Annotated in this window: 18 protein-coding genes; 11 read left to right on the top strand and 7 right to left on the bottom strand. The window is 66.3% G+C overall.

Annotation, left to right across the window (positions count from 1 at the left end):
- Positions 1–91 precede the first annotated feature (91 nt).
- The gene (locus tag XCSCFBP4642_RS0108530) at positions 92–682 is read right to left on the bottom strand and encodes an EF-hand domain-containing protein (protein ID WP_029219414.1); all 591 of its coding nucleotides are present in this window, start codon (positions 680–682) and stop codon (positions 92–94) included.
- Between the two features lie 40 nt (positions 683–722).
- Here XCSCFBP4642_RS0108530 and XCSCFBP4642_RS0108525 point away from each other — a divergent pair, with 40 nt between their 5' ends.
- Together XCSCFBP4642_RS0108525 and XCSCFBP4642_RS0108520 are read left to right on the top strand one after the other, a co-directional pair.
- A complete protein-coding gene (locus tag XCSCFBP4642_RS0108525; RefSeq protein WP_029219413.1) occupies positions 723–1,637 on the top strand; it encodes an arginyltransferase in 915 nt (304 codons plus the stop codon).
- Positions 1,591–2,919 carry an endonuclease/exonuclease/phosphatase family protein gene (locus tag XCSCFBP4642_RS0108520; RefSeq protein WP_033898165.1) on the top strand — a complete coding sequence of 443 codons (1,329 nt, stop codon included), beginning with the start codon at positions 1,591–1,593 and terminating at the stop codon, positions 2,917–2,919. The genes XCSCFBP4642_RS0108525 and XCSCFBP4642_RS0108520 overlap by 47 nt, the downstream gene beginning before the upstream one ends.
- Positions 2,920–3,298: 379 nt before the next feature.
- Here XCSCFBP4642_RS0108520 and purT read toward each other — a convergent pair whose 3' ends face one another.
- A complete protein-coding gene (purT, locus tag XCSCFBP4642_RS0108515; protein ID WP_029219411.1) occupies positions 3,299–4,501 on the bottom strand; it encodes a formate-dependent phosphoribosylglycinamide formyltransferase in 1,203 nt (400 codons plus the stop codon).
- A gap of 127 nt (positions 4,502–4,628) precedes the next feature.
- On the opposite strand from purT, the gene XCSCFBP4642_RS0108510 reads away from it, so the two are divergent.
- The 4 genes from XCSCFBP4642_RS0108510 to XCSCFBP4642_RS0108495 all read left to right on the top strand — a co-directional run bounded on the left by XCSCFBP4642_RS0108510 (position 4,629) and on the right by XCSCFBP4642_RS0108495 (position 6,945).
- A complete protein-coding gene (locus XCSCFBP4642_RS0108510) occupies positions 4,629–5,495 on the top strand; it encodes an SPFH domain-containing protein (RefSeq protein WP_029219410.1) in 867 nt (288 codons plus the stop codon).
- 9 nt (positions 5,496–5,504) lie between these two features.
- On the top strand, positions 5,505–5,789 hold the full coding sequence (locus XCSCFBP4642_RS0108505; RefSeq protein WP_029219409.1) for a hypothetical protein: 285 nt from the start codon (positions 5,505–5,507) through the stop codon (positions 5,787–5,789).
- Positions 5,786–5,965: a type II toxin-antitoxin system antitoxin gene (locus XCSCFBP4642_RS0108500; RefSeq protein ID WP_029219408.1), complete on the top strand. Its 180-nt coding sequence runs from the start codon at positions 5,786–5,788 to the stop codon at positions 5,963–5,965. The genes XCSCFBP4642_RS0108505 and XCSCFBP4642_RS0108500 overlap by 4 nt, the downstream gene beginning before the upstream one ends.
- A gap of 182 nt (positions 5,966–6,147) precedes the next feature.
- On the top strand, positions 6,148–6,945 hold the full coding sequence (locus tag XCSCFBP4642_RS0108495) for a M15 family metallopeptidase (protein WP_029219407.1): 798 nt from the start codon (positions 6,148–6,150) through the stop codon (positions 6,943–6,945).
- A gap of 34 nt (positions 6,946–6,979) precedes the next feature.
- Here XCSCFBP4642_RS0108495 and XCSCFBP4642_RS0108490 read toward each other — a convergent pair whose 3' ends face one another.
- From XCSCFBP4642_RS0108490 to XCSCFBP4642_RS0108465, 5 genes are all read right to left on the bottom strand, one after another.
- Positions 6,980–7,654: a DNA-3-methyladenine glycosylase family protein gene (locus tag XCSCFBP4642_RS0108490; protein ID WP_029219406.1), complete on the bottom strand. Its 675-nt coding sequence runs from the start codon at positions 7,652–7,654 to the stop codon at positions 6,980–6,982.
- 1 nt (position 7,655) lies between these two features.
- Complete coding sequence (locus XCSCFBP4642_RS0108485) at positions 7,656–8,027, bottom strand: DUF423 domain-containing protein (RefSeq protein ID WP_029219405.1); 372 nt, start codon at positions 8,025–8,027, stop codon at positions 7,656–7,658.
- A 95-nt stretch (positions 8,028–8,122) separates the two neighbouring features.
- Positions 8,123–9,304 carry a polyketide cyclase gene (locus tag XCSCFBP4642_RS0108480; RefSeq protein WP_029219404.1) on the bottom strand — a complete coding sequence of 394 codons (1,182 nt, stop codon included), beginning with the start codon at positions 9,302–9,304 and terminating at the stop codon, positions 8,123–8,125.
- A gap of 510 nt (positions 9,305–9,814) precedes the next feature.
- Positions 9,815–10,456, bottom strand: coding sequence for a response regulator (locus XCSCFBP4642_RS0108470; protein ID WP_005990002.1), 642 nt, complete (start codon positions 10,454–10,456; stop codon positions 9,815–9,817).
- Positions 10,456–11,649: a sensor histidine kinase gene (locus tag XCSCFBP4642_RS0108465; protein ID WP_029219403.1), complete on the bottom strand. Its 1,194-nt coding sequence runs from the start codon at positions 11,647–11,649 to the stop codon at positions 10,456–10,458. The genes XCSCFBP4642_RS0108470 and XCSCFBP4642_RS0108465 overlap by 1 nt, the downstream gene beginning before the upstream one ends.
- Positions 11,650–11,905: 256 nt before the next feature.
- On the opposite strand from XCSCFBP4642_RS0108465, the gene XCSCFBP4642_RS0108460 reads away from it, so the two are divergent.
- The 5 genes from XCSCFBP4642_RS0108460 (at position 11,906) to XCSCFBP4642_RS0108440 (ending at position 15,006) form a co-directional block, all read left to right on the top strand.
- Positions 11,906–12,505, top strand: a complete 600-nt coding sequence (locus tag XCSCFBP4642_RS0108460) for a GNAT family N-acetyltransferase (RefSeq protein ID WP_029219402.1) — start codon at positions 11,906–11,908, stop codon at positions 12,503–12,505.
- Positions 12,506–12,508: 3 nt separating this feature from the next.
- Positions 12,509–13,255, top strand: a complete 747-nt coding sequence (gene minC, locus XCSCFBP4642_RS0108455) for a septum site-determining protein MinC (protein WP_029219401.1) — start codon at positions 12,509–12,511, stop codon at positions 13,253–13,255.
- A 35-nt stretch (positions 13,256–13,290) separates the two neighbouring features.
- On the top strand, positions 13,291–14,100 hold the full coding sequence (minD, locus tag XCSCFBP4642_RS0108450; protein ID WP_029219400.1) for a septum site-determining protein MinD: 810 nt from the start codon (positions 13,291–13,293) through the stop codon (positions 14,098–14,100).
- Between the two features lie 2 nt (positions 14,101–14,102).
- Complete coding sequence (gene minE, locus XCSCFBP4642_RS0108445) at positions 14,103–14,360, top strand: cell division topological specificity factor MinE (protein ID WP_005994583.1); 258 nt, start codon at positions 14,103–14,105, stop codon at positions 14,358–14,360.
- A gap of 184 nt (positions 14,361–14,544) precedes the next feature.
- Complete coding sequence (locus XCSCFBP4642_RS0108440) at positions 14,545–15,006, top strand: hypothetical protein (RefSeq protein ID WP_033898163.1); 462 nt, start codon at positions 14,545–14,547, stop codon at positions 15,004–15,006.
- Positions 15,007–15,112: the final 106 nt, after the last annotated feature.

Genomic DNA, 15,112 nt, shown 5'->3' with positions numbered 1-15,112 from the left:
TGCTGACTACCACTAGCATTGCATTGAACGTAGTACACGGCGAGTGCATGCCCTCGCCGTGTCCCTGGGACGGGGCATGCGCGCCCCTCGATCAGTTGCCGGCAGCCGGCCTGGGCGGCATCGGATGCTTGCCATGGTCGCCGGGCTCGCCCGGACCACGCGGGCCGTGCTCGCCGCGCATCTTTGACGCCGCATCGAACTCGGCCTTGCTCAGCTTGCCGTCCTTGTCGGTATCGGCCTTGGCAAACCACGCATCGCGATGCTGCTGCATGCGCAGCTCACGGTCGGCACGATCAATAAAGCCATCCTTGTTGACGTCCATCTGGTCGAAGCGTGCAGCGAATTTCGGGTCGGCCTTGGCCTCCTCGCGGCTGATGCGCCCATCCTTGTTGGTGTCGAACTTGGCCAGCCACTGCCCGCGACCATCGTGCCCCGGGCCACGATGGCGCGGACGCTCATCGCGCGAGAGCTTGCCGTCCTTGTTGGTGTCCAGCGTATCGAACTGCGCGGCCAGCTCCGGGTTGGCGGCCGCTTCGCTGCGGTCGATCACGCCATCGCCGTTGGTGTCGAGCTTGGCAGGACGCGGCGCATCGCCGGATGCCGGCGGGGTGGCGGCGGCGACTGCGCCGACGGACAGCGCGGCCAGCATGGCCAGGGCAAGAAAGGGTTTGCGGGACGTCATGAGAAACTCCTGATCTGTGGGAACCACACGCGGCACCTGCATGGGCCGCATCGCGTGGGTGGCGCATCCGGATCCACCGTGCGCTGCCACCAACATCCACATCAACGAACCGCCGGCGCATGCGTTGACGCGCGCACGGGCCGTATTCATCCGGCGGACAGTCGCCGCTGTTGCGACGCGCAGGCGCTATCCTGAGCGCATGGCCATCCACGCCGACACCCACGACGACCTGCGCCTGTTCCAGACCGGCGAGCATCCCTGTGGCTACTGGTCGGACCGCCAGGCGCGCGACCTTGTGCTGGACCCACACGATCCGCGCCTGGGAACGATCTACCCGCAGGCCCTGGCATGGGGATTCCGCCGCTCCGGCGATCTGGTCTACCGCCCGCATTGCGAACGCTGCCGCGCCTGCGTGCCGGTGCGCATCGCGGTGGACGCGTTCCATCCCGATCGCAGCCAACGCCGTTGCCTGGCGCGCAACCAGGACCTGGTGGTGCGTGTGGTCGCCGCCGAACGTACCGACGAGCAACTTGCGCTGTACCGTCGCTATCTCAAGCACCGGCATTCCGGCGGCGGCATGGACGAGCATGGCGCTACCGAGTTCGACCAGTTCCTGATCGGCGGCTGGTCGCACGGGCGCTTTCTGGAAATCCGCCAGGCGCCCGTCGCGCACGGCCCGGGGGACTTGCTCGCCGTGGCGGTCACCGATGTCACCGAGCATGCATTGTCGGCGGTGTACACGTTCTACGCGCCCGAGGCGGCTGCACGCAGCCTGGGGACGTTCGCGATCCTGCAGCAGATCCAGTGGGCACAGCGCGAGCGACGCGCGCATGTCTATCTGGGCTACTGGATCGATGGCCACGCCAAGATGAACTACAAGCGCCGCTTCAATGCGCTGGAGGCCTACGATGGCCGCCACTGGCGTGGACTGCCCGCCGGCGCGCCAGCCCCGTGAGCTGCCAAACGGCGACATCGGCCTGTCGCATCGGCCATGCGAGAATTCCGCGATGATCAAATCTCTCCTGCTGCTCGCGCTCACCGCGCTGTGCGCCGCCTGCACCCATCGCATGCCATCCACCACCACCGCATCCGACCCCTCGCCTGCCAAGCCGGTTGCGGCGCCACTGCGCATCGCCACCTACAACACCTCGCTGTATTCCGACGAAGCGGGCGGCTTGATTGCCGACCTGCAGGGCGACAGCGCACATGCGCGCAAGATCGCCGCAGTGCTGCAGCGCGTGCGCCCGGATCTGGTGCTGCTCAACGAATTCGATTTCGATCCGGACCACCGCGCCGCCGATCTGTTCCAGCAGCGCTACCTGCAGGTGGCACAGCCGGGCGGCGGCGAGCCGCTGCGTTATCCGTATCGGTATCTGGCGCCGGTCAACACTGGCGTTCCGAGCGGTCTGGATCTGGACAACAGCGGCAGTGTCGGCGGCAATGGCCGCAACCGCGGCAACGATGCCTGGGGCTTCGGCCTGCATCCAGGCCAGTACGGCATGCTGGTCCTGTCGCGGTATCCGATCGATGCACAGGCCGTGCGCAGTTTCCAGCTGCTGAAGTGGAGCACGCTGCCGGGCGCACTGCGGCCGATCGATCCGACCACGCGGGCCTCGTTTTATCGCGACGCGGTCTGGGCGCAGCTGCGGCTGTCGTCCAAATCGCACTGGGACGTGCCGGTGCGCACGCCGCTGGGCGTGGTGCACGCACTGGTATCGCACCCCACCCCACCGGTGTTCGATGGCGCGGAAAAACGCAACGCCGCACGTAACCACGATGAGCTCGCGCTGTGGCGTGCGTACCTGGACAACGCAGCCGACAGCCGGCGCTGGCTATGCGACGACAAAGGCGCCTGTGGCGGCCTGCCCGCCGATGCGCGCTTCGTCATTCTGGGCGATCTGAACAACGACCCGATCGATGGCGCCGGCCGCCATGAAGCGATCCGTGCGCTGATCGATCACCCGCGCGTTCTCCAGTACCCCACACCACGCAGCGCCGGCGGCCCGGAAAAGACCGCCGAATATGCCGCGCAAGGCATCGCGCATGTCGGCGACCCGCACCAGGTCACCGGCGACTTCGGCCCGCAGGCCGGCACCATGCGTCTGGATTACGTGCTGCCGTCGCGCCAGTTCACCCTGGCTGGAAGCGGCATTTTCTGGCCAGCCAGCAGCGCCCCGGAGGCGGCGATTGCCGATGGCAGCGACCATCATGCGGTGTGGGTGGATGTTGTTTGGTAGCCGGGAGTGGGGAGTGGGGATTTGGGATTCGGAAGGGCGAGTTCCTGGTCCATCTGCGGCGCGCTTGCCTGGTAGGCCGACGCAGGCACGTGCGGTGAGTCGCGCTTGGAGGCGCAGCGTTGCGGGCAGTGAACAGATCATGTCGCTTCACTACCAGTGATCTGAGTCGAGCGGCACTCGCGTGTTTGCTTCCCCCGCCGGGACATTGTCCTCCTTTATGGGGGAGAAGGTGCCCCGAAGGGGCGGATGAGGGTGCAGACGAAGCTCATGCGGTGTGCATGGGCCAACGATGCCGGTCATGGTGACGAATCAAAGCCTGCGGCATTTGGCGGCTTGCAGAAGTGCAGCGGTGCGCTGCACTTCTCGGAACGTGCGGCGATCAGCCCTGCAGCTGGATCGTCAGCGCCGCAGCCGCAACACGCGCTTTCTCGCGTGCAGCATCGATGCTCTCCGCGCGTGCAAGAGTGACGCCGACACGGCGGTGGCCATTCACGCGTGGTTTGCCGAACAGGCGCAGCGCGGTATCCGGGTCGCGCAGCGCGTCGGCCACGGCGTCGAACACCGGCACGCCATTGCCGTGCGCCAGTAACGCGCACGATGCGGAGGGGCCACTCTGACCGATCACACCGCCGTCTTCTGCGCCCACCGGCAAGCCGAGAATGGCGCGGGCATGCAACGCGAATTCGCTCAGGTCCTGCGAAACCAGCGTGACCAGACCGGTGTCGTGCGGGCGCGGCGACACTTCGCTGAACCATACCTCGTCGCCCTTGACGAACAGCTCCACGCCAAACAGGCCCCAGCCGCCGAGGTCGTCGGTGATGGCTTTTGCGATCTGCTGCGAGCGACGCAATGCGGCTTCCGACATCGGCTGCGGCTGCCAGCTTTCGCGGTAATCGCCGTCCTGCTGCCAGTGGCCGATGGGGTCGCAGTACGAGGTGCCGCCGGCATGCCGCACGGTAAGCAAGGTGATTTCGTAATCGAAATCGATGAAGCCTTCGACGATGCAGCGGCCGGCACCGGCACGCCCACCGGTCTGCGCGTACTCCCACGCGGCATCGATATCGGCCTCGCTGCGCAGCGTGCTCTGACCCTTGCCGGAGGAGGACATCACCGGCTTGACCACGCAGGGCAGGCCAACGGCGGCGATCGCCTCGCGGTATTGCGCGGCGGTGTCGACGAAGCGGTATGGCGAAGTCGGCAGGCCCAGCGTTTCGGCAGCCAGCCGGCGGATGCCTTCGCGGTCCATGGTCAGGCGTGCGGCGCGCGCGGTGGGGATCACCTTCTGGCCCTGCTCGCGTTCCAGCGCCACCAGGGTTTCGGTGTGGATGGCCTCGATCTCCGGCACGATCAGGTGCGGCCGCTCGCTGGCGATCAGCGCGCGCAGCGCGGCGGGGTCGAGCATGTCCAGCACGTGCGAGCGATGCGCCACCTGCATCGCCGGCGCATTCGCGTAGCGGTCCGCCGCGATCACCTCCACGCCGAAGCGCTGCAGCTCGATTGCCACTTCCTTGCCCAGTTCGCCCGAGCCCAGCAGCAAAACGCGGGTGGCGGAAGGCGACAGCGGAGTGCCGAGGGTGGTCATGAGGCGTCATCCAGATCGAAGGGGGCAGCCATTTTAGCGGGCCGATGCCACGACCGCCGGTCGGAAATCCGCCCATACTTGATATCAATTTGATATCTTTTTTCCAAATCACAAGGACGCCCCAGCCATGAAAGAAAAGTCGCTCGGTTCTTTGCCCGGCATTCCAGTGATCGCTGCGAGTGTCGTCGTCCTGCTGTTGGCTGCCACCGTGCTGATCGCTGCAGGCATGGGCTACCTGCCGGTCCTGTCCATGCTGCCGGCCATCCTGGTGGCTGCCGGTAATGTGTTCGTCCTGGTCGGCCTGTACACGCTGGAGCCGAACCAGGCAGCTGTCCTGAGCCTGTTCGGCAAATACGTCGGCACGGTCAAGGACCAGGGGATGCGCTGGAACAGCCCCTTCTACTCCAAGCGCCGGGTTAGCCAGCGCGTGCGCAATTTCGAAAGCGGGCGGCTCAAGGTCAATGAACTGGACGGCAGCCCGATCGAGATCGCCGCGGTGATCGTGTGGCAGGTACTGGATGCCTCCGAGGCCGTGTACAACGTGGACGATTACGAAAGCTTCGTGCATATCCAATCGGAAGCGGCATTACGCGCAATGGCCACCAGCTACCCTTACGACCAGCACGAAGAAGGCCAGATTTCGCTGCGCAGCCACCCGGCTGAAATCAGCGAACAGCTCAAGCGGCACCTGGACGAACGGCTCACCCAGGCCGGGGTGGACGTGATCGAAGCACGCATCAGCCATCTGGCCTATGCGCCGGAAATCGCCCAGGCCATGCTGCAGCGCCAGCAGGCCAACGCGGTGATTGCCGCGCGCACACGCATCGTGGCGGGCGCGGTGGGCATGGTCGAAATGGCGCTGGCCGAGCTGCAGAAGAACGGCGTGGTGCAGCTGGACGAAGAGCGCAAGGCGCATATGGTCAGCAACCTGCTCACCGTGTTGTGTGCTGATCGCGGGACCCAACCGGTGGTCAACGCCGGCTCGCTGTACTGAGGTGATGCAATGAATGTGATGGTGCCGCTGGTGGTCGCGCTTTCGGGGCTGCCCGCGTTGGCGATCGCCGCCTCGATCGGGGCGGACGACGATGACCGCGCGCGCGGTCTGGGCCTGCGCTGGGCGTTGATCAGCCTGGTGATCCTGGTCGGCGCTGCGTGCCTGTATTGGGTGGGCGACAACCGCGCCGGCATCTATGCGGTGGTGATCGGCATGATCATCGGCGTCAATACGCTGATCGTGTCGATGGTCATGCACCTGCGCCGCCACGGCAGTCGCAGGAACGGCGAATGAGCGAAAAGAAGGCCTATCCGCTGCGCATCAACGCCGATGTCCTGGCGGCCGCGCAACGCTGGGCCGACGACGAACTGCGCAGTCTCAACGCGCAGATCGAATACGTGCTGCGCGACGCGCTGCGCAAGGCCGGGCGGCTACCGAAGCCGCGCGACGAGCCGGAACGGGATGCGTGAGCGCTTGCCACTCCATCGGCGTGCGGGAGCGGTAACCCTGCCCATGGCCCTGGCTACCGGCTCGCCGGCCGCCGTNCCCCCCCCCCCCCCCCGCGTGATGCGCCCCCCCCGCCCACGACCGGGCGAGCCCGCCGGATCTGCGACGTCTGGCCGCGCAGGACCGTTCGCCCTACTCTGTCGCGATGCGCCCTGCCCTGACCCTGCTACTCAACACCACCGCCATCGAACTGCTGCCTGCCGCGTTGCTGCACGCGCGTAGCAACGCCGACGCCCGCGTGCTGGCGCAGGCCGACTGGCTGCTGCGGCGCAAGCGCGACGGGCGTTATCTGGCCGCGCAGCTGGCGCAGGGCCTCATGCCACTGATGCCGCGGCTGGCACGCGAGCCCGGGCTGGACGAGGCGCTGGACCGGCTACAGGTCGCCGCTGCCCGCACGCAACAGCCGCACGGCATGACGCTCATGGTCGACGACCTGCAGCGCCGCCTGAGCCAACTCGGGCTGGATGCAGACGGCTATGTGCAACGGACCGGCCTGCAGCTGATTGCCGAGCCGGCGACCTTGCACTTTTCAGGGCGCGATCGCTTCGGCCGGCCACTATGGCTCAGCGCCGGCGCAGCGCGTGCATGGCGCCTGATGCGTGCGGCAGCGCTGCGCGCGGACATCGTGCTGGATGCCATCTCCGGCTATCGCAGCCACGATTACCAGTTGGGCATTTTCGAACGCAAGTTCGGGCGCGGGCTCACCCTGGAACAGATCCTGGCAGTCAACGCCGCCCCCGGTTTCAGTGAGCACCACAGCGGAAACGCGCTGGATCTCGGCACCCCGGGCGAACCGCCGGCCGGAGAATCGTTCGAGTCCACCGCTGCGTTTGCCTGGCTAAGCCACCATGCGCCGCATTTCGGCTATCGCCTGAGCTACCCCCGCGACAACCCGCACGGTATCGTCTACGAGCCGTGGCATTGGCGCTGGCATGCGGCTTGACGCGCGCTGTGGTCGCGTCGCGCTCCGCGTTTGATCATTCCTGCGAACGCGGTGTCGGCACCTTGGCGCCCACGCTGAAGTCGGCGATCTTCCACAGGTAGAACGCGGCGTAGGTGCGGTACGGGCCCCAGCGTTCGCCGCGTTCGGCCAATGCCTTGGGGGCGAGCATCTGTTCGTGCTTGTCCACGCGCTGGGCACCCTTGCGCACGCCCAGGTCGTCGATGGGCAGCAGGTCCGGGCGGCCCAGGCGGAACATCAGCATCATCTCCACCGTCCAGCGACCGATGCCGCGGACCGGTACCAGCGCTTCGACAATGGCTTGGTCAGGCATGAAGGCCAATCTGCGCAGCGAAGGAATCTCACCGGCCAGTTCGCGCTGCGCCAGATCGCGTAGCGCCAATGCCTTATTGCCGGACACACCGCAGGCGCGCAGCGCGGCATCGTTCACGCGCGCAAGCGTGTCGGCATGCAACCGGCTCGCGCCGATTGCCATCTCCACCCGTGCCACGATGGTGGACGCGGCCTTGCCACTGAGCTGCTGGAACAGGATCGCGCGCGCCAACGCATCCACCGGGTCGAACGGTTTGTGCCAGCCCGGCTGCGGCGCGATGGGGCCGATACGCTTCATCCACGCACCCAGCGCGCGATCGCGTCGGGCCAGATGCGCAAAGGCGGCCTCTACATCGAACCCGCGAGCATGGCGCGGCATCTCAGCGCCTCAACGCGCCGACGGCCAGCACCACCCAGCCCAGCATCAGGCTGACGCCGCCCACCGGTGCCAGGCTGGTCGGCCAGTGCAGCAACGCGCCGCCGACCAGGCTGCCGGCAAACAGCAGCGTGCCGAGCAGCAACAGGTACAAGCCAACCCGACCGAGGGCGCGCGTTTCAGTAGCGCCCAGCACGGTCAGTACCGCACCATGGCCGAACGCATACAGCGACGCCAACTGCAGCCGCGACTGCACCAGCGCATCGGCCACGCCGTGCGAGGCGTAAGCAGACAACCCGACGGCCATGGCGGCCAGCAGGCCGCCGCAGAGCGCCAGCAACGAGGGGTGTTTCTTACGACGGTCGAGCAAGGACATGCAGGCAACTTCCCTGGCAGCGCCGTGGCGCAAAAAAAGCGCGCCGCAGGACTGCGGCGCGCTTTGGTCTGGATCAGGTCATCGCGGTGAGACGATTACTTGATGGCCCAGTAGACATCGTAGGTACCGTCCTGGGTGAACGACTTGTCCACGCCACCCTTCCAGGCTTCGTAAGGACGCTCGCTCACATCCATGCCGCTGGTGGCAGCCCAGGCGCGCAGCGAGTTACGCACGGCATCCAGGCCGGCCATGTGACCTGCATAGGTCGCAAACGCCGAACGGTGCGCCGGAGTGCGCTGGTACTTCACCGGTGCCTCGGACGGGATGTTGAGCTTCAGCTCTTCGCCGGCGGCGGCGACCGGAGTCGCATCCACTGGTGCGCCAGCCGAAGCGTCATCCTTCTTCGCATCGGCCTTGGCGGCGTCGGTCTTGGCATCGGCCTTCGGCGCGCCACCGGCACGCTTGCGAATCGGCTGCACGACGTCGAACGCGTACTTGTCGCTGGCGAAGTCGGTGGTGACGATACGGACCGGACCAGCAGGTTCCAGACCATTGGCGTCCATCACGCGCTTGATCCACTCCTGGTTGTCCTTGATCGACTTCTTGATCGTCTCGTTGTCGCGGTCGATGTTGCCTGCGGTGACGACCAGCAGGTCTTCGGCCGGCACATCGACGATCTTGAGATCGCTCAACACCGGCTTGCCATCCAGCTGCGCGCGGTAGTCGAAGTTCGGCACGGTGGCCAGTGCGGTGGCAAGACGCGACAGACCCAGCTTTAGGTCGTCGCCCACGTGGCGGCTGACATACAGGCCGGCATAGCGACCGAACAGGTTCCAGCCGTACTTGACGCTGTAGTCCTGCGTGATCTTGACGTTCTTGTTGTTCTTGCCGGTCGGAGCCAGAGTGAAATTGGTGACCTTGTCGTAGCCCTTGGTGGGATCTTCGACCGCGATCTCAACACGCTCGTTCTTGACGGTGTTTTTGATTTCCCAGCTGCCGTTGCCGATGTAGCCCTCGGTGGAGCTGTATTCGACGCGTGCACCCTTGCCCTCTTCCGGGCCGGCCAGCTTCAGCTGGATCTTCGGGTCACGCAGCACAAGCGGGTTCCAATCCTTGAAACGACGGAAGCTGTTCACGGTGTCGTAAACAATCGTCATTCTGCGGTTGGTCTCAACACTCTCGGACATCTGCCGCTCCGAGGGCAACACCAAGCCCACCACGACAAACAGGCCAGCCACGATCCCCAAGGCGATCAGGAACTCGATAATACGGGTCATTCAGGAGGTCTCCGGGGCCGATCCCACGGCCGGGTTGAGTGAAGCGAAGCCACCATCCTAGCAGGCTTCGGGAAAGATGTTCAGTTGTGCGACGGGTAGCGCGGTCTTGCGGTGTCATTCAGCGCGTGCAACGTCGCGGTGGAGCTGCGCAATCCCAGCCGTTGCAAGGGTTTGCGCCGGCTGCGCGCAGCCATCATGCACATCCCACGCTGCCTGCATGTGATGCCGCCAGGACGCGACGCCTGATCGGACCGATGCGGGCTGTCGCGAGGCCGCAGACGCTGCAAGCTGCAGGCAAGCCGGCGCCACCGCACTCGTTGAACGGCCCTTGCGTGCGATCGCCAACGGATGCGTCGGCCGATCGCCCACCCAAGCGGGGGCTCAGACGCCTTAAAACACTGCGCGGATGCGGTCGCGCACGCCCAGCTTGGACAGGGTGAGCGGGCGCCGCCTGCAAGCCGCAGGCTTGCGCGCCCGCGAACGCGCGGCGCCGGGCGGGACATCCTGCGGTCAGACCAATTGCAGCTCGAACGCCTTCAGTACCGCGCGGGTACGGTCGCGCACGCCCAGCTTGGACAGGATGTTGGACACATGATTCTTGATGGTGCCCTCGGCCACGCCCAGCGAATTGGCGATCTCCTTGTTGGAAAAGCCGCTGGCCATCAATCGCAGGATTTCGGTCTCGCGGTCGGTGAGCGGATCGGGCCGGTCCAGGCTGACGAACTCGTTGCGCATGTGTTCCAGGCCCGAGAGCAGGCGCTGGGTCACTGCCGGCTGCACCAGCGACCCGCCATCGGCCACGGTGCGGATGGCCCCGACCAGTTGTTCCAGCGAGACATCCTTGAGCAGGTAGCCCTTGGCGCCGGCCTTGAGCCCGGCCAGTACCAACTGGTCGTCGTCGAAGGTGGTCAGGATGATGGTCGGCGGCAGCGTGCCGTTGCGCGAAAGCATCTGCAGCGCTTCCAGGCCGGACATCACCGGCATGCGCATGTCCATCAGCACCACGTCGGGCTGGATCTGCGGAATCTGCTCCACCGCCTGCTTGCCGTCCGAGGCCTCGGCCACCACCTCGATGCCGTTATCCAGCGCCAACAGCGAGCGGATCCCCTGGCGCACCAGGGTTTGGTCGTCGACCAGGCACACACGGATCATCAGAACACTCCTTGAGTCACGGCCGCAGGCATCAGTGCCGGCGCGCCTGGAACGGAGATGCGCAGGCCGAAGCCGTCACCCCGCCGGGTTTGGATTTCCAGCTGCCCACCATACTGGCTGAGCCGCTCACGCATGCCGCGCAGGCCGTTGCCGGGCGCCACCGCATCGGCGCCATGGCCATCGTCGCGGGCATCGATCAACACCGTCTCGGCGTCGCGCCGCACCTGGATCCACAGGTTACGCGCGCCGGCGTGGCGCACCGCGTTGGTGATGATCTCCTGGGTGCAACGCAGCAGCACATGGGCGCGCTCGGGGTCGTCCAGGGTCAGCGGCTGGGCGATGTCCAGGTGGATATCCAGCGACGGCACCTGGGTGACCAGCGGCCGCAGCGCCGCTTCCAGGTCGATCGCGCCGCTGTCGCGCAACTGGCTGACCGCCTCGCGCACGTCGGTGAGCAGCAGCTTGGCCAGGGTATGCGCCTGGCGCACATGCTCCTGGGCCTGGCCTTCGGTGATGTGGCCGGCCACTTCCAGGTTGAGGCTGAGCGCGGTCAGGTGATGCCCCAGCAGGTCGTGCAGCTCGCGCGAGATGCGGGTGCGTTCGTTGATGCGCGCGCTTTCGGCCAGCAGCGCACGGGTGGCGCGCAGTTCGGCGTTGAGCCGGCGCTGTTCCTCGCGGGCCTCGGCCTGCTGGCGGGCCACCAGGCTGGTGACGAAGATGAACATCGAAAAGCCGCCGTAGAGCAGCGACTGCATCAGCGCGCCGGAGACCGGAAACCCCAGCAACAGGTGGTAGACCGGAAGCACGGCCAACTGGCTCAGCACCAGCCAGACCACGCCAACGCGCAGCGGCAACAACCAGGGGATCACACCGGCCGCCACCATCATGAGGATGCTGCCGAGCCCGGTCCGGGTGAGGTAGCTCACCGCAAGCGCGCAGACTGTGAGCAGCAGCAGGATCAGCCGGTCGTACCAGTGGGCATGGCCGCCGCTGCTCAGGCCGCGGGTCAACCAGAAATAGCTGGCCCCGAAGCCGACGAAGAACGCCGACATCATCGCCGCCTCCATCACACTGCGGTGGTCGCCGTCCTCGGCGGGCGCCCAGTAGATGAACACCAACGGCATGGCGATCATCGCCCAGGTGAACAGGCCGGCGAAGCGCAGGACGCGCGTATGACTGAGGTATCCCAACATGTCCGCATCTTAGGCCCAAGCGCGGCCGCTGCCCTCTTGCCGGAAGTCATGCATGCGCCTGCCGGCACCTTCGGGCCAGCGATCGACCCGGCGGCGCAGCCGGTGGCGGCAGCATGCGTCGGCCGCGCGTGCCGACCCATCGCCGGGACGCGCGGCCGGCCGCCGCGCACGCGCCGGGTCGCCGCTTCAGGCCACGCATGTAATAATCCGACGCAGATCCGATTTCGGGTCGAGAGCGTTACCCCACGGAGTCCCAATGTCGATCGTCATCCGCGACGTGCGCGAGCACGAGCTCGATTCCGTCCTGGCCCTGAACAACAATGCCGGACTGGCGATCCTGCCGCTGGATTCAACCAGGCTGCAACGGTTCTACGCCCAGGCCGAATATTTCCGCGTCGCCGAGCGCGACGGCAACCTGGCCGGCTTCCTGGTCGGGTTCGGCAGCGGCAGTGCCCATGACAGCAGCAATTTCGCCTGGTTCCGGGACCGTCATCCGGAATTCTTCTATATCGACCGCATCGTGGTTGCCAGCCGCCGTCGCGGCGGCGGCGTCGGGCGGGCGTTCTATGCCGACGTGCAGAGCTACACCGAGCTGCGTTACCCGCAGCTGGCCTGCGAAGTGTTCCTGGACCATGGCGCCGATGCGGCGCTGCTCTTCCATGGCAGCTTCGGCTTCCGCGAAGTAGGCCAGAACACGATGCCGGACGTGGACGTGCGCGCCAGCATGCTGATGAAGGACATGTGCAGCTATTCCTGGGTCAAGGAGACCTATGGCGGCACGTTGCCCGAAGAATTGCCGTGGGTGGGCCGACCGCGTCATGCCGCCGCCACCGCCACTCCATCGACGGGGACCTGAAGCGTGTCGAGTGTGAATGTGGATTTTGAACAGGCCGGCGAGCTGAAGATCGGCCAGGTGGGCATTGCCAACTTGCGGGTGCGCACCCTGGACGTGCCGCGGCTGGTGCAGGAAATGCGTGAGCGCGTGACCCGCGCGCCCAAGCTGTTCGGGCGTGCGGCGGTGATCCTGGATTTCGGTGGGCTGTCGCAGGTGCCGGACATGGCCACCGCCAAGGCGCTGCTGGATGGCCTGCGCGATGCCGGCGTGCTGCCGGTGGCACTGGCCTACGGCACCAGCGAGATCGACCTGCTGTCGCAGCAGCTCGGCGTGCCGTTGCTCGCCAAGTTCCGTGCCCAGTACGAGCCGACCGCGGTCAGCCCGCCACCGCCGCCACCGCCCCCTGTGCGCGCCGAACCGGCCCCGCCGGCCGCACGCCCGGCACCTGGCCGCATGCAACGCACCGCGGTGCGCTCGGGCCAGCAGCTGTATGCGGAGAACTGCGACCTGACCGTACTCAATACGGTGGGCGCCGGGGCGGAGGTCATCGCCGACGGCAGCATCCATATCTACGGTACCCTGCGTGGCCGCGCTCTGGCCGGCGCGCAGGGCAACCCGGACGCGCGCATCTTCTGCCGCGACTTCCACGCCGAACTGGTCGCCATCGCTGGCCACTACAAGGTGCTGGACGATGTTCCCATGGACCTGCGTGGCAAGGCCGTCCAGGTCTGGCTGGAGCAGGATCAGATCAAGATCGCTGCGCTTGACTGACGCGGCCCAACCACAGAAATATTCGGAGAAATCCTTTGGCTGAAATCATCGTAGTCACCTCCGGCAAGGGCGGCGTCGGCAAGACCACCACCAGCGCGAGCCTGGCCTGCGGGCTGGCGCGGCGCGGCAAGAAGGTCGCCGTCATCGACTTCGACGTCGGCCTGCGCAACCTGGACCTGATCATGGGCTGCGAGCGGCGCGTGGTGTACGACTTCGTCAACGTCGTGCACGGCGAAGCCACGCTCAAGCAGTCGCTGATCAAGGACAAGCGCTTCGACAACCTGTACGTGCTGGCGGCCTCGCAGACCCGCGACAAGGACGCATTGACCCAGGAAGGCGTGGAGAAGGTGCTCAAGGACCTGGCCGCCGACGGCTTCGACTACATCGTCTGCGATTCGCCGGCCGGTATCGAAAAAGGCGCGTTCCTGGCGATGTACTTCGCCGACCGCGCGGTGGTGGTGGTGAACCCGGAAGTGTCCTCGGTGCGCGACTCCGACCGCATCATCGGCCTGCTCGATTCCAAGACCCGCAAGGCCGAGGAAGGCAAGACGGTGCCGGCGTTCCTGCTGCTGACCCGCTACAGCCCGGGCCGCGTGGAAGGCGGCGAGATGCTCAGCATCGCCGACGTGGAAGAAGTGCTGGGCCTGAAGGCGATCGGCGTGATTCCCGAATCCGGCGATGTGCTCAACGCCTCCAACAAGGGCGAGCCGGTGATCCTGGATGCCGAGTCCCCGGCCGGCCAGGCGTATGACGACGCAGTCGCCCGCATCATGGGCGAGGAGCGCCCGATGCGATTCACATCCGTGGAGAAGAAAGGCTTCTTCAGCAAGCTGTTCGGAGGGTAAGCATGGGCCTGCTCGATTTTCTCAAGAGCAAGAAGAACACCGCCGAGACGGCCAAGAACCGCCTGCAGATCATCATTGCGCAGGAGCGCAACCACCGCGGCGGGCCGGATTACCTGCCGCTGCTGCAGCGCGAATTGCTGGAAGTGATCAAGAAGTACGTCAACATCGACGCCGATGCGGTGCGGGTTGATCTGGTCAAGGACGGCGAGCACGACGTGCTGGATATCTCTGTCGCGCTGCCGGAAGACGGCGACAAGTAAGCGCGGCCATGGATGCCGCTACGCCCTGTGTACACGCAGGCGCGCTACGTGGCAACGGCCACGCCATCCTCCCGACGGTACCGTGGCAGCACGGTGCCGTTTTGGTTTCTGCCCACTACGCGCTTGCCGCGCGCCTGACCATGAGCCACAGCGTGTGACCCCTCATCCTGATTCCGCATCCGACATGTCCGGCGTGCTGCGCGTGGCCGATATCGGCCTGGATGCACCAGCCGCCCTGCTTGCCCGCTACGGGCTACGCCTGCATCGGGTGGCCGCCGGCGCGGCGATACCGGGCAGTTTCTGGGGCGAACCGGAAGCCGGCATCATCGGTTGCGATGTGTATGTGCGCGACGACACGCCGGTGCATTCGATGCTGCACGAGGCCGGACATCTGATCGTACTGCCGGCCGACCGGCGCGCCGCCGTGCATACCGACGCCACCGATTCGGTAGATGAAGAAGACGCCACCTGTTATCTGCAGATTCTGCTGGCCGCGCAATTGCCCGGCGTGGGCAGCGCACGGCTGATGGCCGATATGGATGCCTGGGGCTACACCTATCGCCTGGGCTCTACTCGCGCCTGGTTCGAGCAGGATGCGGAAAACGCGCGCAGCTGGCTGGATGCGCGTGGTTTGCTGCCAGCCTAGGAGCGGCGACCGGCACAGCGTCGTTAGCGGCTATCGGAGCGACGTGGACGGCGAACAGGACCCGCATGGCCCTGCCGATACCGATTGGTCGCCGCGCCAAGTCATC

This window comes from Xanthomonas cassavae CFBP 4642 (assembly GCF_000454545.1).
In the GTDB taxonomy this organism is placed as follows: domain Bacteria; phylum Pseudomonadota; class Gammaproteobacteria; order Xanthomonadales; family Xanthomonadaceae; genus Xanthomonas; species Xanthomonas cassavae.
Note: the sequence above shows the minus strand (reverse complement) of the source record. Positions and strands in the feature narration are given on the sequence as shown.

What these genes read in the sequence shown, in the direction of transcription:
- XCSCFBP4642_RS0108480 (WP_029219404.1), bottom strand. Translation starts at nt 9,304, where the DNA reads ATGACCCGTATTATCGAGTTCCTGATCGCCTTGGGGATCGTGGCTGGC.
- XCSCFBP4642_RS0108470 (WP_005990002.1), bottom strand. Translation starts at nt 10,456, where the DNA reads ATGATCCGTGTGTGCCTGGTCGACGACCAAACCCTGGTGCGCCAGGGG.
- XCSCFBP4642_RS0108495 (WP_029219407.1), top strand. Translation starts at nt 6,148, where the DNA reads ATGCGCCCTGCCCTGACCCTGCTACTCAACACCACCGCCATCGAACTG.
- XCSCFBP4642_RS0108460 (WP_029219402.1), top strand. Translation starts at nt 11,906, where the DNA reads ATGTCGATCGTCATCCGCGACGTGCGCGAGCACGAGCTCGATTCCGTC.
- XCSCFBP4642_RS0108530 (WP_029219414.1), bottom strand. Translation starts at nt 682, where the DNA reads ATGACGTCCCGCAAACCCTTTCTTGCCCTGGCCATGCTGGCCGCGCTG.
- XCSCFBP4642_RS0108490 (WP_029219406.1), bottom strand. Translation starts at nt 7,654, where the DNA reads ATGCCGCGCCATGCTCGCGGGTTCGATGTAGAGGCCGCCTTTGCGCAT.
- XCSCFBP4642_RS0108440 (WP_033898163.1), top strand. Translation starts at nt 14,545, where the DNA reads ATGTCCGGCGTGCTGCGCGTGGCCGATATCGGCCTGGATGCACCAGCC.
- XCSCFBP4642_RS0108485 (WP_029219405.1), bottom strand. Translation starts at nt 8,027, where the DNA reads ATGTCCTTGCTCGACCGTCGTAAGAAACACCCCTCGTTGCTGGCGCTC.
- minE (WP_005994583.1), top strand. Translation starts at nt 14,103, where the DNA reads ATGGGCCTGCTCGATTTTCTCAAGAGCAAGAAGAACACCGCCGAGACG.
- XCSCFBP4642_RS0108510 (WP_029219410.1), top strand. Translation starts at nt 4,629, where the DNA reads ATGAAAGAAAAGTCGCTCGGTTCTTTGCCCGGCATTCCAGTGATCGCT.
- XCSCFBP4642_RS0108465 (WP_029219403.1), bottom strand. Translation starts at nt 11,649, where the DNA reads ATGTTGGGATACCTCAGTCATACGCGCGTCCTGCGCTTCGCCGGCCTG.
- purT (WP_029219411.1), bottom strand. Translation starts at nt 4,501, where the DNA reads ATGACCACCCTCGGCACTCCGCTGTCGCCTTCCGCCACCCGCGTTTTG.
- XCSCFBP4642_RS0108500 (WP_029219408.1), top strand. Translation starts at nt 5,786, where the DNA reads ATGAGCGAAAAGAAGGCCTATCCGCTGCGCATCAACGCCGATGTCCTG.
- XCSCFBP4642_RS0108505 (WP_029219409.1), top strand. Translation starts at nt 5,505, where the DNA reads ATGAATGTGATGGTGCCGCTGGTGGTCGCGCTTTCGGGGCTGCCCGCG.
- XCSCFBP4642_RS0108525 (WP_029219413.1), top strand. Translation starts at nt 723, where the DNA reads ATGGGCCGCATCGCGTGGGTGGCGCATCCGGATCCACCGTGCGCTGCC.
- XCSCFBP4642_RS0108520 (WP_033898165.1), top strand. Translation starts at nt 1,591, where the DNA reads ATGGCCGCCACTGGCGTGGACTGCCCGCCGGCGCGCCAGCCCCGTGAG.